This window comes from Mucilaginibacter sp. JRF (assembly GCF_015223065.1).
Taxonomy (GTDB): Bacteria; Bacteroidota; Bacteroidia; order Sphingobacteriales; family Sphingobacteriaceae; genus Mucilaginibacter.
The window spans coordinates 582641-602654 of sequence record NZ_JADFBY010000001.1; the positions used below are offsets into that span (position 1 = coordinate 582641).

At 44.0% G+C, this 20014-nt stretch carries 14 protein-coding genes and 1 riboswitch; of the genes, 9 read left to right on the forward strand and 5 right to left on the reverse strand.

Translation table 11 applies throughout. The features are described from left to right. The first annotated feature begins 18 nt into the window (after window positions 1-18). Genes IM792_RS02260 through IM792_RS02270 form a run of 3 tightly spaced genes read left to right on the forward strand, consistent with a single transcriptional unit; the run spans window position 19 to window position 4304 of the window. On the forward strand, window positions 19-1353 hold the full coding sequence (locus tag IM792_RS02260) for a DoxX family protein (protein ID WP_194100048.1): 1335 nt from the start codon (window positions 19-21) through the stop codon (window positions 1351-1353). Between the two features lie 3 nt (window positions 1354-1356). Beyond that, window positions 1357-2769, forward strand: coding sequence for a hypothetical protein (locus IM792_RS02265; RefSeq protein WP_228084893.1), 1413 nt, complete (start codon window positions 1357-1359; stop codon window positions 2767-2769). 11 nt (window positions 2770-2780) lie between these two features. After that, on the forward strand, window positions 2781-4304 hold the full coding sequence (locus IM792_RS02270; protein ID WP_228084894.1) for a hypothetical protein: 1524 nt from the start codon (window positions 2781-2783) through the stop codon (window positions 4302-4304). A gap of 243 nt (window positions 4305-4547) precedes the next feature. Here IM792_RS02270 and IM792_RS02275 read toward each other — a convergent pair whose 3' ends face one another. Together IM792_RS02275 and IM792_RS02280 are read right to left on the reverse strand one after the other, a co-directional pair. Further along, window positions 4548-8258 carry an ATP-binding protein gene (locus IM792_RS02275; protein ID WP_194100049.1) on the reverse strand — a complete coding sequence of 1237 codons (3711 nt, stop codon included), beginning with the start codon at window positions 8256-8258 and terminating at the stop codon, window positions 4548-4550. A gap of 692 nt (window positions 8259-8950) precedes the next feature. Continuing rightward, window positions 8951-9532 (reverse strand): hypothetical protein, encoded by a 582-nt coding sequence (locus IM792_RS02280; RefSeq protein WP_194100050.1) that lies wholly within the window; start codon window positions 9530-9532, stop codon window positions 8951-8953. A gap of 203 nt (window positions 9533-9735) precedes the next feature. Next, window positions 9736-9836: riboswitch (TPP riboswitch) on the forward strand. Window positions 9837-9941: 105 nt separating this feature from the next. Between IM792_RS02280 and IM792_RS02285 the strand changes: the two genes are divergently transcribed. The 4 genes from IM792_RS02285 to IM792_RS02300 are packed head-to-tail and all read left to right on the forward strand — an operon-like array spanning window position 9942 to window position 12621. Beyond that, a complete protein-coding gene (locus IM792_RS02285) occupies window positions 9942-10661 on the forward strand; it encodes a class I SAM-dependent methyltransferase (RefSeq protein ID WP_194100051.1) in 720 nt (239 codons plus the stop codon). 9 nt (window positions 10662-10670) lie between these two features. Continuing rightward, the gene (locus IM792_RS02290; RefSeq protein WP_194100052.1) at window positions 10671-11714 is read left to right on the forward strand and encodes an AIR synthase-related protein; all 1044 of its coding nucleotides are present in this window, start codon (window positions 10671-10673) and stop codon (window positions 11712-11714) included. After that, window positions 11714-12364, forward strand: coding sequence for a thiamine phosphate synthase (locus IM792_RS02295; RefSeq protein ID WP_194100053.1), 651 nt, complete (start codon window positions 11714-11716; stop codon window positions 12362-12364). The genes IM792_RS02290 and IM792_RS02295 overlap by 1 nt, the downstream gene beginning before the upstream one ends. Beyond that, window positions 12361-12621 carry a hypothetical protein gene (locus IM792_RS02300; protein WP_194100054.1) on the forward strand — a complete coding sequence of 87 codons (261 nt, stop codon included), beginning with the start codon at window positions 12361-12363 and terminating at the stop codon, window positions 12619-12621. The genes IM792_RS02295 and IM792_RS02300 overlap by 4 nt, the downstream gene beginning before the upstream one ends. Window positions 12622-13560: 939 nt before the next feature. On the opposite strand, the gene IM792_RS02305 is transcribed toward IM792_RS02300, so the two are convergent. From IM792_RS02305 to IM792_RS02315, 3 genes are all read right to left on the reverse strand, one after another. Continuing rightward, window positions 13561-14460, reverse strand: coding sequence for a helix-turn-helix domain-containing protein (locus IM792_RS02305; RefSeq protein WP_194100055.1), 900 nt, complete (start codon window positions 14458-14460; stop codon window positions 13561-13563). Window positions 14461-14687: 227 nt separating this feature from the next. Then, window positions 14688-15530, reverse strand: a complete 843-nt coding sequence (locus tag IM792_RS02310) for a DUF4249 domain-containing protein (RefSeq protein WP_194100056.1) — start codon at window positions 15528-15530, stop codon at window positions 14688-14690. Between the two features lie 25 nt (window positions 15531-15555). Further along, window positions 15556-17931, reverse strand: coding sequence for a TonB-dependent receptor (locus IM792_RS02315; protein ID WP_194100057.1), 2376 nt, complete (start codon window positions 17929-17931; stop codon window positions 15556-15558). 245 nt (window positions 17932-18176) lie between these two features. Here IM792_RS02315 and IM792_RS02320 point away from each other — a divergent pair, with 245 nt between their 5' ends. Both IM792_RS02320 and IM792_RS02325 read left to right on the forward strand, forming a co-directional pair. Further along, window positions 18177-19229, forward strand: a complete 1053-nt coding sequence (locus IM792_RS02320) for a histidine kinase (protein WP_194100058.1) — start codon at window positions 18177-18179, stop codon at window positions 19227-19229. Next, a complete protein-coding gene (locus IM792_RS02325; RefSeq protein ID WP_194100059.1) occupies window positions 19226-19996 on the forward strand; it encodes a LytTR family DNA-binding domain-containing protein in 771 nt (256 codons plus the stop codon). Before IM792_RS02320 ends, IM792_RS02325 begins: the two co-directional genes overlap by 4 nt. Window positions 19997-20014 lie beyond the last annotated feature (18 nt).

The following is a 20014-nucleotide window of genomic DNA, read 5'->3' on the forward strand; positions in this document are numbered from 1 at the left end:
ATCATCAATCCATTATATATGAGTTTTTTTAATGTATCTAATGGCCGCTCTTCTGATTGGAAGAACTATGAAAAGATAGTCTTACGCTTGTTCTTCATCTATTTTATTTTACAAGCAGTTCCGCTCGATTGGAAATTTTACAGCCATTTGTTCAGCACCGATGTGCTGCACCTGAATTTTTACGGCTTGTTCAGCCTGTCGAAATATGCCCCCCGCTTCTTTGGTATAACCGGCTTTGGTAACTGGCTGGTGGTAGCGGCCATTGCGACGGCGGGTACGTTGGTATGGCAATTTGTACAGAAGAAAGAGCCTGACTATGATGCGCTGCATTACTGGTTACGCGTTATTTTACGCTACCGTTTAGCCATTGGGATTATTGCTTACGGTTTAATAAAACTGTTCCCTTTGCAAATGCCTTATCCATCGCTTAGTAACCTGCACACCAATTACGGTGATTTTTTTGCCTGGAAGATTTATTTTCATACTATAGGCATCACCCAGGGCTATGAAACTTTTTTAGGGTTTGTGGAGATACTTGCCGGCGTACTGCTGTTCTTCAGGCAAACTACCACTTTCGGCACAGGCATTATACTTGGTTTTACCGGCAACGTGCTGGCTGCCAATTTTGCTTACGATGCCGGCGAGCAGGTTTACAGTGCCTACCTGGTGTTTATAGCGCTGTTTTTGTTTGTGTATGATTTGCCGCGTTTGTACAATTTACTGGTTCAGCAGCAATATACTATCGCCAATAAGTTTGTACCGGTATTTAATAATAAAAACCTGAAAAGAAGCCGTGTTGCTTTGCGTGCCGCTTTTGTGTTGTTTGTAGTGTTGCTGGGTTTCAGTACTTATGCGAACTACACGAGTGAGCCTTATAAAATTCCGCGTACGGCGGGATTGAAAGGTAGCTATGGGTATTACAATGTAAAAGAGTTTAAGCTAAACGGAGAAATCATTCCTTATTCGGTTACCGACACTAACCGCTGGCAAAATGTTGTGTTTGAAAAATGGGCTACCATAAGCATAAAAATAGCCAGGCCCATTAAGCCCGACAGCGATACCGGCGAGGGTTATTATGTAAATGACATCGACAGGAATTTTGAGTCGGCTGGGGTGGGAGGGCGCAGTTATTTCGCCTACACGCCCGATACTGTTGCCAAAACCATCGTGCTTAAAAACAAGAATAAAAACCACGCTGAAGAAACCTTCAATCTTACTTACAACCAGCTGAATGATTCAACCATTATTTTAAAAGGCGTGAATGAGAAAAAGGATTCGGTATATGCAGAGCTTAACCGAATCACCCGCAAGTACATGCTGTTTGAAGGGCGACGTAAACCTGTTAAACTTTAAGATATGGCAACTGCAAGCGTTTTGGCAATTGAAGCTCCGGCAAGGCAAACACAGCAACCTGCAAACCCACAGAGGCCGGTTTGGAAGGAGTACGAGAAAGTAGTATTTCGCATCTTTTTTATCTTCTTTTTTATACTGACTGTTCCATTTGACCCTGAGTATTACATACAGTGGTCTAATATTGACTGGACTAATCCTCATATACGAGATTTAGGTGGCCTGGGTGGTTTTGGCTACCGGTTTACAACCATAAATACCGAGAGCGGCATATTTGGTTTAGCCAGTTATGTTAATTGGGGCATAGCGCTTGTAATAGGCATCATTGGAGGATTGATTTGGACACTCCTGGACCGAAAATCGACCAATTACCGGGTGCTCAACTACTTTATAACGGTGGCGGTTACCTACGCCATGATTACCCGGTTGCAGGGACTTACTTTCTCCAAAATATTTCCATCGCAAATGCCGCCATTGGCCGAAACACAGTTGAACACACCACTGGGTGATTTTGTAGCGCAAAAATTGTACTGGATACAGCTAAGCTTTGTGCCAAAATATGAAGTGTTTTTAGGCTTTGCCGAACTGATGGTAATGGTTCTGTTGTTTTTTAGGGGGACACGGGCCTTAGGTGCTGCTTTAGCGATCGCGATGATTGGCAATATTGCCATATCAAATCACGTATATGATGGTGGTGTGCATGTGCTGGCATCTTTCTATGCCTTGGGGGGAGCTTTTGTGTTGTGGCCTTACCTGCGTCCTATATGGAAACTATTGGTTAATCAGAAAGATGAGAAATTAGCCATTTACCAATACCCATTCAAAGCACCCTGGCAAAAAGCCCTTCGTATCGGTTTAAAGGGATTTACTATCGCCATTTTCTTTGTGCTGAGCGCGTACCTGCATTATGATAACTATGAGCACGACTCATACAAAATTCCGGCACGGGCGGGTATTCCCCATTCAAAAGGACTATACCTGGTAACTGAATTTAGAGTGAATGGCAAGGAAATTCCATACTCGCCGCTTGATTCGCTGCGCTGGCAGGATGTTACGTTCGAGAAGTGGTCTACCATTTCTTATACTGTACACAACACCTTTAACATACACGCCGAAGCGGGAAGGGGCAAACAGTTCAAAGATGTTGACCGCACCTATGAGTCGGCCGGAACCGGCGGCGGCAGGTGTCATTATTATTACGAAGCAGATACCGTTAAACAGACACTCACCCTATTCAACAAGAATAAAAAATATGTTGATGAACGCCTGCACTTGCATTACGAAAGGCCGTCTGAAACAAGATTTATCTTGACGGGCACCGATCAATACAAAAACAACATCTACGTTGTGCTTGATAAAAAAGACAAAAAATATCCATTATATATAGGAAGGCGCGCTGCGCTAACTTATCAACCTTAATATTTACTATCATGTCTGATGTTATTACCAAAACCGAAGTTGCGAAACGAAAAGAGTTAAAAACTATACAGCAACCGGCCTATGAATTCAACAAGTGGACAAATATCGAAAAAGTGGCTTTTCGTGTAGCTTTTATCTTTTTTGGCTTATTTGCCATTCCGCTTGATATAGGATTTTACCAGTTTATCTGGAATATTGATTATTCGCATTTAACTTACAGAGAAATCAATGAGTCAATAGCGTTTTATAATCCACAGTTCATCAACATCTTTTCCGAAGGGGGCTTCTTCGGGTACGAAAGTTATGTAAACTGGCCCTTTGTGCTACTTATCGCTATAGCAGGCGCAGCTATTTGGACATCGCTCGACAGCAGGAGCAGGGATTACAACAAATTGTATTATTGGGTAAGGGTATTAGTTTCTTACAGGGTTGCCTACGCGGCCATTGCCTGGGGTTACAAAAAGATATTTATTATGCAGATGCCTGCGGGTAATGAGGGTTTGTACAATACTGAATTTATCGACTTTTTCGCTAAGCGCCTTTACTGGGAAGCCATAGGCGTGGCCACCAAATATGAATTCTTCCTGGGCTTTGCAGAATTTATAGGCGGCTTTTTGCTGCTGTTCCGCAAAACAAGGGGCATCGGTGCTGCTGTTACTTTCGTGGTGTTTGGTAATATTGCCATAGCCAACCATGCTTATGATATTGGCGAACAGGTGCCAAGTGCCGGTTTAGCGTTGCTATCGCTATTCCTGATGTGGTATGACTTGCCGGCCATCTGGAACTTAATCGTTAACCAAGTAAATACGCGGGTGGTACATTACTATCCGGTTTTTAAGCAAAAGTGGCAAAACTATATTCGCCTGGCGGTGAAATGGAGCGGTAACTTAGTTTATGTTATCCTGTTTTTTGCGCTGGAAGTTTACGGCTATACACACAATGACTTTTATAAACTGCCCAATACTCCCGGACTTGCAGGTAGTAAAGGTTATTATAACGTTACCGAGTTTAAGTTGAACGGAAAAGTTGTGCCATATTCTCCTTTTGATTTAAAACGCTGGCAGGATGCAGCCTTCGAAGAATGGTCGTCACTTAGTTTTAAGGTATACAACCGGCCTCAGCAGATTGAAATGTTTGCGGCAGGCAGCTACCCTCGTAACCATGAGGTGTACGATGGTAAATGGTATTTTGACTGGCGCGGCGACGTGCGCCGGTTTGGAGATACCAAAAAACATAAGAAGTATGACCCAGCCAAACGGGATCTGAATATTACCTGGGAACTATCTGGTTTAGGCGGTCGCCAATATTATTATTACAAGGCCGATACAATCAATCACGTACTGCATCTTGTTAATAAAAATAAAGCCCACCGTGACCAAACACAAGAATTGCACTATAGCCGTCCGACCAAAGACAGAGTAATATTGTGGGGCAGAAATGAGTTCAAGGATTCCATATACGTAGTGCTTGACCGTACGCATCAGCATTACCCAATTAAAAATGGCCGAAATGCTAATTTATCATATACGCCTTAAAGTGTAGTATTGATCTAAAATAACTCTTGGTATACATTTATTAGTTACCCGATCGCAAAACCCTCGATCGAAGTTTTAAATACCGGGCTGGGATATAATTGTAATTAAAATTCCTTTTTAACAGCTTAAAAAGATCAAGATGAAAAATTTGGTCGGATTGATCATTTTGGCGCTTAAAAATCAACTTATTAATGAAGATGAATTGATCTAATAACTGTAGTTAATCGCTCTCTTTAAATATATTTAGCTATTGGGCAGGGTAAACAAAAACTCTGCCCCCTTGCCGAATTCGCTTTCCACCCAAATACTTCCGTTGTGCCTTTTGATGATCTCGGCGCTAAGATATAGCCCGATACCGAACCCGCCGATATTTCTCATCTGGCTGTTTTCTACCCGGTAATAGCGATCGAAAAGCTTTTGCTGATCTTCCGGTTTAATGCCCATTCCGTTATCTCGAACACCGATGATTGCTTCCTTACCATTGTTGTTTATATCAATATTTACATCATTACCATTGGGCGAGTATTTGATGGCATTACTGATCAGGTTGAAAATTACTGAACTGATCTTGTCCCTGTCGGCATTAACAGTGATGGTATTGATACCTGAAAGTATTATTTGATGGGAAGTAAAGCTTGATCTGATCTCCTCGACTGTTTCTTCAACCAGCGCTGATAGATCAAAATTGGTTTTATTGAGATGTATCTTCCCTGCTTCAAAACGCGATACATGCAAAAATCCGGTAATAAGGTTGGTCATTTTACCTATCTGCGCATTTACCTTATCCAGCTTTTCTTTCGCGAAATTGTCATCATTACGCCGGGCGTTTACCTGTAATAACTGCGTATATCCCTTTAATGATGTTAACGGAGTTTTTAATTCATGGCTCACCATGCCGATGAAATCATCCTTACGCTGGCTGTCTTCTTTAGATTCAGTGATATCCAGTATAGTACCGATCACGCCTGCTACTTCTCCCTGCTTATCCAGTTCAACTTTACCGGTGGAGTTCAGCCAGCGGCGTTTGCTCCCGTCAAATGGTTGTATCTGGTAATCTTCGCTAAATCTGCCTTTGGTATCAACGGCATCCTGTATCGCCTTTACAAAACGATCACGGTGTTCAGGCACAACTACATCCAGGGTAGCGTTAAAAGATAGATCGGTACCTAAAGGAATGCCATGTATACTCCTGGCAATATCAGAAACGAATAGATTATCGGTACCCCAATCCGTTCTCCAGGTACCCAGGTTTGCCGCTTCCAACGATAGCTTTAACGTGTCTGTCACCTTGGCTAATTCCTGGTGCGCGATAACCTGCCCGGTAACGTCTGCCGCTACGGCGATCAGCCCCGTAATGAGTTGATCTTCGTTGCGCAAGGGCTCAATAGTGAGGTGTATATAGGTTATTTCTTCTTTACCTGATTTGGTCAACCTAACAGGCTGATCGGTTGATACGAAGCGTTCTCCGGTTTCGTAAACGTTCTTCATTATCTCGGTAAAGCCCTGCTGTTTCAATACCGGTAATAACTCTAAAAGTGGCCTGCCAAATGATTCGGGTGCTGTAAAGCCCCAGTATTGCAGCATGCGGTTATTTGCAAACTCTATAATATGTTCCGGAGTTCTGTAGATCGATATGGCTACCGGCGCTTCGGTAAGCAGACTGCGTAATTGCTGCTCGGCATGTGTCCGGGTTTTACTGATCTTGATCTGTGCGCGAATCTTCGTCAATAACTCAGCGGCCGAGAAAGGTTTAACCAGGTAATCATCCGCTCCGGCTTCCAAACCATCTATCCGGGCTTCCTCACCGGCACGTGCGGAAAGGAATATAACCGGCAAGCGCTGCGTATCGGTCGATTTTCGTAAATGTTCAAGCATGGCCTTACCATCCATAACCGGCATCATAATATCACTCAGCACCAGGTCGGGCTTTTGCTCGTGTATTTTATTCAATGCATCGGCACCATTCATCGCTATTACAGTTGTGAAATAGGGTTCAAGCAGACGATTAAGATATGCCCGCATATCCGCGTTATCATCAACAATCAGTATGCGGGTTTCTTTAGATATGGTAAAATCCTGATGGGCGGTTATACTGCCCGGTGCGGAGCCATTGGTGCCGGAGTGCTGCGACTGTGTTTCTTCCTGTAAAAGACTGAATGCTTCCTGTATAAACGCCCCCTTGAGCGCGCTCGAATCAATTTCTTTGGCAACTTCCAATACATGATCCTGTGGCAGGTGAGTTTTTCCCAAAGGTATCTTCACTGTAAAGATACTTCCTGCTCCTTCAGTACTTTCAACTGATATTTCACCGCCATGTAAATGAACCAGCTCATGTACAAGTGAAAGCCCGATACCGCTGCCTTCGTGGGTTCGCCCTGCCGAATTTTCGACACGATGAAAACGCTCGAACATATGCGGTAGTTCTTTTTCAGGAATACCTACGCCGGTATCTTTAACCTGGAGAACAACGTGCTTATTTTCCTGAAATAAAGTAACGCCGATAATGCCTTGTAAGGTGTATTTGAAAGCGTTCGATAATAAGTTAAGCACAATCTTTTCCCACATCTGGCGGTCAACATAGGCGGGGGTATCCAGTTGTCCGGTGTGAACATCGAGCTGCATGCCCGCTTTTTCAATGATCGAACGGAAACTACTTGCCAGATCGGTGGTCAGTACCGGCAGATCGGCCTGCTGATAAGCCGCCTGCGTACGCCCTGCTTCAACACGGCTGTAATCAAGCAGGTTATTTACCAGCTTTAACAGGCGCAGGGCATTACGATGGGTTGATTCTATGGGTGCCTTGATATCTTCACTTAAGGTAGCTCGGTTAAGCAGATCTTCTAAAGGGCCGAGCATCAGTGTAAGCGGGGTACGAAACTCATGGCTCACATTGCTAAAGAACGCCGTTTTTGAACGATCTATTTCCGCTAACGCTTCCGCTCTTTTTTGTTCCTGCTCATAAGCGTAAATGTTTGAAACAGCTGTGTTATAAGTGTTGCCCAACAGTTCGTAAAAGGCAATGTAATCTTTATCCAACGCACGGCGCGAACTTACACCGGCCGCTAAAAAACCGAAAGGCTCATCCTGCCCTGAAATATGGATAGGCAATAAAACAGCGGTGTGAGGTGTTTCGGGATAAGGGGCACAGCTAAAGCTCCCGAAACGCTCAGCAAGGTTGTTGATCACCAGGGGCTCTTTGCTATCTATCAATGCGGTAAATGGCCATGAGCTATTATTTTCGGCCGAAAGATCAATTGTGCTTACGCCGAGTTGCAAAGCTTCAATAATACCCGAGGCGCTCAGCAGTTCAGCTTTGCCATCGTTGGCGTTATATTTATAGATGAGCACAAAGGGCAGGTCATTCAAAAATTCGGCATACTTGCCCTCGGTTTCCTGCCCCATTTCTTCAACACTTTTGGCCTTGCCGATAGCGGCGCCAAGGTCGCGCAGTACCTGCGTTCGCCTGGCGCTCAGCATTTTGTCGGTTGTTTCGGTAATAGGGTGGAATATACCGCCAACACCGCCCGACTCATCACGAATAGGCGCGAAAGAAAAGGTCATGAAGGCTTCTTCCAGATACCCGTAACGCTCCAAAAACATCTGCTGATCTTTAATGTAGGTACCTTCTCCATGTTGCCCACGGGTAAATTTATCGCCCACAACCTCAAGAGCAGATGCCCAGCAGATACGGAAATTCATACCCATTGATTGCGGGTGCATGGCTCCGCAAATAGGGCGGTAGCTGTCATTGTATATCTGTATGGTTTCCTCTCCCCAGGCAATCAGGATCGGGAAGGTAGATGACAGGCACAGACTTACAGATGTTCTTAAACTTTGTGGCCAGCTTTCAATTGGTCCTAATGCTGTTTTTGACCAGTCCATTGAACGGATGAGCTTACCCATTTCACCGCCGCCTGAAAGAAATTGTTCTGTACTCTCCGTGTATGCTTCCATCTACCGATTTAACTGTAATAAGTGACCAATAAAGGTAATAATTTATAGTAATCACAATAGAGCATAAATAGCCATACGGCAAATATTAAAGAATGCAAATCCGGATGGATAAACATCCGTTAAAATGAACCTTTAACACGCCGATTTTCTTGACTTCGATAAAATTAATCGATGTCAAAAATTAAAGATTACGATCAAAGTATATAATACAGAAAGAGAGATAAATAAAATCAGGTATTTAGACATGTTCGGTATAATTGGTGACCTAATGTAATGAAGTTAACAACCGGATATGTGGTGAGAAAGCAGGTTGTTACCAAATTGCCCCTGCGTTGCTAATAATCTATTGTATACCTTATTCATTTGGAATGCTCGCAAGCCAGTGACGAACCATGAGTACAAAAGAATAAATGGCCGCAAGCTATAGCTTAGTAACTTTTGATGATCTTTAGGTGATTTTTTGTTATTGAATTTGATAAACAAAAGAAGTGTCCGCAATTTCTTAAGTGCAGCGATGATATAAGAGATCGGCGCACATGGTAGGGGGAGTAAGTGATATCGGTTAAGTGATTTGGGATAAGCAAACGGCAGCTAACAGATTATCGGTGTTCAATATTCAATAACTATTATGATAGCTCATAAAAAAGCCCCTAATGATAATCATCAGAGGCTGATATATTTAGTTCTTTTAATTATTGCACGTCGCCCTTAACCTTGTTCGCTGTGCTTTTACCTGGCAGATAAATTTGCAATCCGAATGAAAGATTCAAATTGCTTTGGAAACCAGCATTGCCAAATCCGGTAAGACCATTGAACTTAAGTAACGTTTCCAGGCCAATGTTAGGGGTAATGAAGTAAGCAAAACCAGGACCAACACCAAAGTTAAATCCGTTGGTATTTCCACCACCATCACTAACATTAATACCGCCGACGCCTGCTGTTCCTTCGGCAAAAAATCTTCCGTGACGCAGCACCTCTACATCTTTGCCGGTATAGTAACGTCCTAATCCGCCTACACCATAGCTTGTTGTCGTGCTGGTATTCTTTGCAGTTTGCAAGCCGAAGTTCAGGTAACCACCAACAGCGATATTATCTTGAACAAACCACGCGGCTTTGGGGGTAATATCGATGCTAAACACCTTGGAATCATCCAGCCCCAGGCTAAGGTCCGCAAAGTTACCGCCGACAAATACATTGCCTTTTTGTATTTGAGCATTCGCATTAAAACCAAATGCCATCAATACCATACTTGTAATCAGAGTAAATTTTTTCATAATAAATGTAGTTTGTGTTATTTGGTTGGTAGATGTTCAATATTCAAGCCATAAATAATAATTGAAAATATTGTTGCTATCGCTGGTATGAGTATGCGAGCACTTATTGGTCAATAATCGGTGCAAGATTATTCAATTGACAAAAATCCACCTAACGATATAAAGTCGCTTTGAAACTATTAAAATAACCGCTACATTGCCGGCATACTTGCACGGGGTGCTTTTGCTGAAAAGCAAGGCTGAGATGATACCCGATAAACCTGATACGGATAATACCGGCGTAGGGATGCATGGCCGTTATTGTCTAATAAGCAGCATTCTATGCTGTCCATTCAATAGGAAAAAGCCTTGTTTCTGCTGCGCTCGCCGTGGCATGGAAGCAAGGCTTTTACATTAATACCTTTTGAGAATGGAATTAAAACAAAATGGGGATTTCGGTCTGATGACCAGGAGCCTGACCAACTGGCAGGGACGCAAAGAGTGGTTTTTTAACCGCGAGCACACCGACACTTACGAACAATGGTACGAAGGACGCTATAAGCGCGCTGAGGTTTGGCAGAAAAAAGTGATGGCGCAGCTGCTGGGAAAAGATCCGAGGGTAAAAGAACTACTCGAATTCGGTTGCGGCACCACGCGCTTTACCCGCTGGTGGCATGAGATCGGGATCGATGCCACAGGAGGCGATCTTTCGCCATTTATGTTGGGCCAGGCTGTTCATTTATTTCAGGGTGACCTGGTCAACGCGGATTCCCACTACATGCCCTTTAAAGACAATACTTTTGACGCGGTCGCTTTCATCACCACCTTTGAGTATTACCGTGATCCGGTAATGGTGATCCGCGAGGCGGCACGCGTAGGCCGTCATGGCATCGCCTTCGGTATGATGAACCGCAATTCTCCTAAAGTGCTCCGCCGCAGGGTGCAGCAGCTGTTCGGCAAGAACCCCTTTTATGTAACGGCAACATTTTATACGCCTAAGCTACTGATCGATAAGATCAATGAGGCATTGCAGGGGCGTAATTATTCCCTGGAATGGACCTGCACCGGCTTGCCCGAATGGTTCCCCGTGCAGCAGTGGAATGTGCCGGTTGGCGATTTCTTTGGTTTGTATGTCAAGTTCAACGATTAAACTCGGACCATGTCACAGTTCTCTGGAAAAATATCCGGCGGCGGTTTCGATGAACTCATCCTGCCACGCCTGGGGTTTGCCCGTTCCTATATCACACGTGGCCCTGCCTTTGGGGTAGACGTATCGGTCGTAGATATCGGCAACGGTATGGGGTTGGCCATGACCAGTGATCCGCTTTCACTCATTCCTTCATTAGGTATGGCTGAGTCGGCTTGGCTGTCCGTACACCTGATGGCTAACGATATGGCGACAACCGGCCATTCACCAATGTACGCACAAATGGTGCTGAACCTGCCGCCGGGGCTGAGTGTTGAGGACTTTACCACGTACTGGGAGCATGTTCACCGCTACTGTAAAGCGATAGGTGTGGCCATCACCGGCGGACATACCGGCAGTATCGAAGGGCAAAACTCCACTATTGCAGGAGGAGGTACCATGTTGCTGACCGCGCCGCTGGATCAGATCATGGTCAGCGATCGGGCGAATGCCGGAGATGTCATCATCGTCACCAAAGAGTGTGCACTATCGTCGGCAGCTATACTGGCCATGAGTTTCCCGGAAACGGTAAAGAACAGGCTCGGCAAAGAAGTTTATGATCAATGTTGCGCGCTGTTTTATCAAACCTCCTCGTTGACGGATGCCCTCGCAGCAGTAGGTACCGGGCAGGTTACCGCCATGCACGATGTTACTGAAGGTGGCGTGTTGGGCGCTGTTTATGAAATGGCAGTTGCATCAGGCCTTGGTGTTCGTATCCGTAATGAGGATTTGCCTTCCGGGATCGCTCAGCAACGGGTGACCACGCTATTCGGCATCGACGAACGCTTCTGTATAGGTGCCGGCGCAATGATCATCGCTGTAAGCCCGGGTAGTGAAAAACAGGTTTTATCAGCGCTCGCGGCCGAACAGATCAAAGGAACAGTGATCGGTGAATTTACTGACAAGGAGCAAGGATCACGACTGATTAACAATGGCCGCGAAGAACAGATGCCTTATTACGAAAAAGACCCGTATTGGGCAGCGTTTTTTGGTGCGTTAAAAAAAGGATGGACATAATGGATAAACCAAAAATAACCGGCGGAGTTTATCTGGTCGTCGATCCGGCAATGGACAGGTCTATGCTGTTGTCAAAACTGGCACCGGCATTAAAAGCAGGTATTAATGCGGTACAGATATGGGGCAACTGGTTACCCCATGCCGACAAACGGTCATATATCGCCGCAGTATCCGGTCTTTGCCGTGCCTATAAGGTTCCCTTACTAATTGATAACGATTGGGAATTGCTGCTGGATTCTACCGATCTGGATGGCGTGCATTTCGATACCATACCGGAAAACTACCCGGAGATAAAGAAAAAAGTAGCCAGGCCTTTTTTGGCAGGGATCACTTGTTCAGGTGATCTGGAGATCGTGCGTTGGGCAGATAAAAATCGGTTAGCCTATGTATCCTTCTGTGCGATGTTCCCATCAATATCCGCGGGAAGCTGTACTATCGTTATGCCATCAACGGTCAGGGAAGCCCGCTGCATTACCGATCTGCCTTTATTTGTTTCAGGCGGTATAACGCCTGAAAATATACTTTCACTTCGCAAACTTACACCTTTTGATGGTGTGGCCGTTATCTCTGGCATCATGAGTGCTGATGACACATCTTTAAAAGTCAGCGCTTATCAAAGCGCTTTAAATTCAACAATACATAACTTATGAAACTAAATACCATCGCAAAACTTTGTTGCCCTTTCGATAAGCAGGACCTGCAACTGAAAATACTGTCGCACGATCTTGATCAAAATGTGATTGAAGGCATCTTGAGTTGTAAAACCTGCCTGCGCAACTATCCCATTATTTATGGCGTACCGATCATGGCACCCGATGAATATCGTCAGATCGCTTTGGAACAGCCGGTAATAGATCGTTGGAAACTTGACTATTATATCGATCCGGTGAAATTATTGCCTAAATAATACGGTTGGCAATTCTGATCTAAAATGACTATTCAATTGAGTTGATAACTGCATTGCTCAAAAAAGAGTGGTAATGTACTGTAGTATTGCCTATTGTATTATTGCAGCAGTTTACTAAAAGTTTTTCATCATTCGGATGAATTGCTGATAAGTTTCAGGTCAAATTCTTTGAGGTAGCGGGCTGTATCAGTAATTTTTAGTTCAAGCCTGCTAAGATTTGAGTTGCTCGATGTCTGCTGTTTTTCCTTTCGCCCGCCCTTCGAAAGAGTCCCAGTGTTTAGGCTCAATTCTTTCACCACTGGCAATTTCAACACGTTATCCTTCTACAGTTATCCGCATGTAAAGCTGAACTTTCTGCTCTTTGGCATTTGCTCTCTTTTTCAAATAAAAGAGAATTGCTACATTTTTAGTCATAAAAAAGCTGTTAAAAGTTATACAAAATTAACTTCGCAGCATAATTTAAACAAGATGTCCAATTGATTAATATGTTGATAGTCAATTATTTTACTGTCTTATGGTGAGCGGCTTAGTGTAAAGTGACCTGCTCACCAGAAGTCACCAAAAAGGTGATTTTAGATGAACAAAAGGACTTCCATTGACAACAAAAAACCCTCAAACATAGCGTATGAGGGGTATTAGTGTTTTTTGATACCTACTTAGTGGAGCCGGAGGGAGTATAATTGAACCCCTAATTCCCATTTTGACACTCTTAAGTGAGATAAAAACGTAATTAGGATTTCGATAATCGTTAGACATGCTATTGCGGTAAAAGCCATTTTTAAAATTAATTCTCCCCGCTTTATACGAAATGGTTGCAATGATAATTGTGCGGTAAACTGTGGGATATTATACGGGTCGATTTTGCCAAGTGTTTCAAAGGCATCAAAGGCTTTAGAGCCAACGGATGTTAATCGAAATGACGCATGATACCATGATTTTTTACTGCGATAAATTCATTTTAAATTGTGATGGTGTTAACCCCGTTTGATTTTTAAAGAATTTGCTGAAGAAGAACTGGTTGCTAAAATTGAGCTGAGCAGCCACATCTCCGATGGTCAACGATGGAGTATCTAAAAGTATCTTCGCTTCTGCGATGACCATTTCATCGATCAACTGACCCACTGTTTTGCCGGTGAGTTCTTTGACCGTCTTGGTAAGATGCTTGGAGGTGACAAAGATCTTGTCTGCATAGAATTGAACGCTTCTGTGTATATTGAAGTTTATCGAAAGTAATTTAAGGAAGTTCATCAGAAGTTCCTCTTTGCGGGTAAAACGTCCGCCCGTATCCCCACGTTGCTTGCCAAAAATATCAGCTGCTTCCAGCATGAACAGATTGAATCCGTGAAACATCAGGTCTTCCTTGAAATTATGCGCTTTATCTGCATGGCTTTTCTTTAACATCAGCATTAAATTCTGTAACGTATGGGCTTCTTCCGGGCTTAATTTAAAGTGAGGGTTATGATTGGTCAGCAAAAAATTAAATACATTCACATGCTTTTTGTGTATCAGTGTGCTGGTAAAAAAGGCTCTTGTGAAGCCGGCACCGAGGATCTGACCATCCGTTCCTGTATGAAATTCGTGAATAATTCCCGGGGATATGATAAACAGATCATTGGGCAAAAGTTCATAGTCCAACAAATTGTATTTCATTTTCGTAACTCCTGCCAGCGCCAGTAAAAAGGTGAAATGATCACCTTTGACAGGTTTTTGGTAGCTCGGAGTTCCGATCATTTCATCGCTCCTTATTACATGGAACTGATTTCCCAGGCATTCATTTCCGGAAGAATCATTGATATCGCCAATGGAAATAACAGGCACAGATTTAACAGAATTTTCCATATAGATAGATAATGATCTTAATAAAATGCTTTACAACTCAGCTCTAATCTCGTATGAACTATATACGTACCGTTGCTGCGTAATAACGAATATAACTTAAAAACTGCAAACCAAATTCTATGATAGACCCCTTAACGCTGCTTATTTATGTAAACAATGAGAATATAAGACATGACGCTTGAAATGTTTCAGTTTAATATCTTGCGACTATCCAGGATCAGACATGCCTATTTCATAATGCTGACCGGTAATATATCCGACAGTGATGCACCGAAATAACCAGTCGCGACCTTGGCAGAAGCTGGATCGACATTGCGTACATTTGTCGGTACATTAGCAGGGACGGGCGCAAATAAGCCGCCGTTATCTACCTGCGTTTTGAGCTGGTTCCAGAAATTGTAGGCTTCCGGGTCAAGCGACCATTGTTCGACGGTTAAGCGGTCACCGGTCTTATATCCTGTAAAAGAATTCATCTCCAATCCCTGGATATAATTACCTTCTACGTTGTCGTCGTTATAGATATTCAGATCATCAATTTGATTTTGCGGTACACCATTCCTTTTGATCAGGATACGGAGCGCATCCCCTTTACCAGCAAGTTCCTGCCCCCATATTTTTACGCGATAACCCACACTATCGTGGTTTCCTCCCTCGGGATAGTAGCGGAACGTCAGCGAATCGATGACCGGGGACAAGCGTGACACGGAAGTGGTCGCCGTATAAGTTTCCCCCGCTGCCCGTACGGTCAGGGTATATTTGTAATTTACAGTAGCCCTTAACTTTTTAATGGCGAATACACCGGTGCTTACCTCTTCGAGTTGCTCGGTATTACCATGGTCATCGGCCAATGTGATGGCCGCACCCGTAACCGCAGGAGCTTTGGTCTGCTCAAAGAAATTGACAGTTTTGGTAAGCCGGATCGTGTCACCACCCTGCCGGTCGGTGATCCAGCCATCAACATTAAGCACGGGCGTACCAGGGCGAAGTGGTACACTGGGCAGATCTTTTTCGCAGGCGCTGACTAACATGGCGCAAAAAAACAGAAGCAAAGCGATTTTAGTGATATTCATAATAGTAAGTATTTGATCAAGTGAATTAAAAATGAAAGTTCCAGGTTACGCCGGGAACGATAGAGCCGATCACCGATAGCTGCGTGGCAATGGTGCGGTTCGCATTGTTGGGGTCTTGTTTAAAATAAAGGGCATACACGTTTTTCCGGTTGAGTACATTGTACAGCGAAAACACCCATTCGCTGCTGAACCGGCTGCCGGGGCGATGCTTAACGTGTAAAGTTGCAGCAAGGTCCAACCGGCTATAAGGACTATAACGATAATTGTTGCGTAGATCACCATTATTGTATGGAACGATGATGCCCTGAAACTCACTTCTGCCCGATGGAAATGTCGCGGCGACACCGGTTTGATACACGTAATTAGCTGAAAGATCCCATTTCGTGCTGTAGTTATATACAGCCACCAGGTTCAGGTTATGCGTGCGGTCATACTTGGCATTGTACCAATCGCCGTTATTAATGCCGTTGATCTTACGTTCTGTTTTACTCAATGTATAACTGGCAAACCCGTTCAGCTTGCCGGTGTTCTTTTTCAAGTAAAGCTCCAACCCGTATGATCTTCCGTCGCCATATACCAGATCCTTTTCAATGTCAGGGTTACCCATAGGTTCTGTTCCGTTGATCACGTCTACCTGGTTGCTCATCGTTTTATAGTAGCCTTCGGCGGATACCTCGAAATCACGTGCCGACCGGAAATAACCAAGGGAAAACTGATCGGCCAGCTCGGGTTTGATATTGTTGGTGGACGTCATCCATGAATCGAACGGTGTGGAAGCGGAAGTTGCCGAGATGAGGTGTACATACTGGGCCATGCGGTTATAGCCCGCTTTTACAGAACTGTTTTCAGAAAGCAGATAGCGCAGCGAAAGCCTTGGCTCAAAATTGGCGTACGATTTTATGGAAGCTCCCTTGTTATATTCAACGGTTTGTATTGGTGTCAACTCTTTTCCTGCTGTACCGCCGTAAGTATACACCGGCCCGGTTTGTGCGGCTATGGCGTTAAAGTACGACAGGCGTGCGCCGTATTGTGCAGAAAGTTTTTCGCTGAATTTGTGGGTGTTGCTGATGTAAAGGCCCAGTTCATTAGCGGATTGCCGGGCGGATGCGGTGGTATTAAAAAGCGAACTGTCTGTCAATGGTGTTTGTATACCGGGACTGACCTTATATTGAATAGCAGATAAGCCGAACGACAGGTTTATTTTTTCATTTCTCCGGTAGATCAAGTCCGTTTTTAACTGGTACTGGTTAATATGCTGTTTATTGATAAATGATTGTGGTTCCTCCAGCACGCTCAGGTCGCTTTGATACCGGCTGAAGAGTGCCGTGGTCTTTGCGGATAATCCCTCTGAGAATTCATGCACATGTGTTGCCGCGGCATTGGCATTACTGTACCCTAGCCTGAAATCCTTACTCATGCCCAACCGGTCGTTGCCATAATAACCGGCAATACTGATATGGTCTTTCGTGCCGATCTGATAGTCAGCTTTGCCGTTAAAATCCTGGAAGTAGGCCACCGTAGAATTGGTATTCGGGTTGCTTGACAGCTTCAGGAATAGATCGGCATAAGTTCTGCGTCCGGCCAAAAACACCGATCCTTTATTTTTGAGGATAGGCAAACCCGCCGCCAGCCGTGCTGATACGGTACCTATACCTCCGGAAACAGCTAAAGAATCGGCATTGCCGCTTTGCAGTTTAATATCCATCACTGAGGATAGCCTGCCACCATAGTCGGACGTAATGCCGCCTTTCAGCAGCTTTACATCCTGCACTACCTCCGGGTTAAAAACAGAAAATAATCCAAACAAATGGGACGTATTGAATACCGGTGCACCATCCATCAGTACCAGGTTTTGATCGATGTTTCCGCCACGAACGTTAAATCCGCTGGAACCTCCGCCAACAGAACTTACACCGGGCAGTGTCAGTACGCTCCTCACAACATCCACCTCGCCAAACAGGGCAGGCATCTTCTTCAGTGTAGTGATGCTTATGGACTGCGCGCCCATTTCCATATTCCTGACGGGGCTTGACTTTCTTTGTGCCCGTACCACAACTTCCTGCAAGCCGGTACCACCGGTTCTTAACACGAAGCTGAACTGCCTGTCGGCGTTTATAATCAGTTCCTGGTTTAAGGACTGGAAGCCAACATAAGAGCATAAAATGTTATAGCGACCTTTCAGTAAACGGAACTTGAATTGTCCGTTGATATCGGTGGAAGTGCTTAAAGGTTTTTGTCCGCCTCCCGGTGCCGGATTGATCCTTACGGTTACACCAATAAGACTTTGCCCTAAAGTATCCTGTACCGTGCCGGAGAGGGTAAAGTATTTTTCCTGTGCAAAACTTTGATGATAGCACAGCCCAAAGAGCAGCATTAAAATTAAAAAGTGTTTCTGATCCATAAAATTGTTGGTTGACGGCACAAATGAGGCGTTTGCAGCAGCTTAAATCTTATAAAATCATATCGAAACGCCCCCGAAATGATCTGAAACGGAAAAAATATGAATTGAAATGATCAGGTGTTATGGTTAACTCGATGCTCTATTTCGGCGTTTGAAAATGAAAAACAGTGGGTTTAACAGGATTTTGCAGATTTTGAGTTCCTAATTACGGATGTTTGTATACTGTAAAGCGATATCAATAAAGCATGCTCAGAACGCAAACCGAAAAACCCACGATCAGCGACAGGTGGTTACGTATCGTCGGGATACCGATGATCACCGTGCTGCTGATCGCTTTTAGCGACTTTAACCCAATTCGGCTCAGCCCGGAAATGCTGGCCATTAAGGTGATCAAAAGTGTATTCTTTGTGGTATGCTACTGGGAAAGCAACCGGATGTTGTTCGTGTACATGCGCACCCGGTATCCTGAGCTGGAAGATACTTCCAAACGTATTACGCTGCACTTGCTGATATTCATCATTTATGTATTGATTGCTGGCCTCATCTTTACCTACATCAATATAAACCTCCCGCAAAACACGCCGGAATCTTTTTGGAGAGAGTATCGTGATGTTCTGGAGAAAAGCCTGCTTTTTTTGGGATTAGTTACCGTGATCTATGAATGCATGTATTATTTCGGGCTGTATGAAAAAAGCCAGTATGAGTCGGAAAGGTTGAAAAAAGAAGCCCTTGTTTCGCAAATAGAATTGCTGAAGAACCAAATCAGTCCGCATTTTCTGTTTAACAGCCTGAACACGTTGATATCCATGGTACCGGAAGATCCGCAGTTAGCCGTGCTTTTTATTCAGAAATTATCTAATGTATACCGGCATGTGCTTAGCTATAACGGCAGGGATGTGATCGACCTGCAAACGGAAAAAAATTTTTTGGACGATTTTATCTTTCTGCACCAAATGCGGTTTGGCGATAACCTGATTATTAAATTCGATCTGCCCGCGAAATTGGATCATTTTCGGCTCATCCCTTTTACTTTACAAATGCTGGTAGAAAATGCCATCAAGCACAATATCATCTCTAACCGCAAACCGCTGTCCATTAACATAAGCATACATGGCAATACCATCACGGTAAGCAATAACCTGCAAAGAAAAACATCAGGTGTAGAATCCACCCATACCGGGATGAAGAATATCGTGACACGATACAAACTATTGACAGGGAGCCCTGTCGAAATAATCACTACAGCGACTGACTTCAGTGTTACGCTTCCCCTTATCATATCTAAAGAAGAACTATGAGAATACTTTTAATTGAAGATGAAGTACTGGCCGCCAAAAGACTGGCATCACTGATATCGAATTACGACCCCGAAATAGTTGTTCTTGATATTATTGACAGTGTTGAGGATGCCGTGATCTGGTTAAATACCAATCCGTCGCCTGATCTTATTTTTATGGATATCATGCTCGCCGACGGGCAATCCTTTGAGATATTTGAACAGACCGAGGTCAAGGCACCTGTCATATTCACGACCGCCTTTGATGAATTCGCGATCAAGGCTTTTAAAGTTAATAGCATTGATTACTTGTTGAAACCGGTGGAACCGCAATTGTTGGATATGGCGATGAGAAAGTTCGATAGGTTACAACCCAGACCGGAGAACTTCAGAGAGATCGTGGAATCGTTACTGATCGGCGTAGCCAGCAATAAATATCCCGCACCAACGTACAAAAAACGGTTTTTAGTAAAGCAAGGTGATAAGTATATCCCGATAGCGATCACCGATGTAGCTTACTTCAGTTTTGAGGACAAACTATCATTTCTGTATACCAGGGGCAAAAAGCGGTATATGCTCGATCATACCCTCGATGAGTTGGATAAAATGCTCGATCCGGCCGCTTTCTTTCGCCTCAACCGGCAATACATTACTTCATTCCCCGCCGTTAAAACCATACACAATTATTTTAATGGGAAGCTCAAAGTATATGTAACGCCAGATCTGCCTGACGGTATCGTGGTAAGTAAAAGCCGGGCTGCTTTATTTAAACAATGGTTAAGCCGGTAGATGTCGATATTTTAAGAT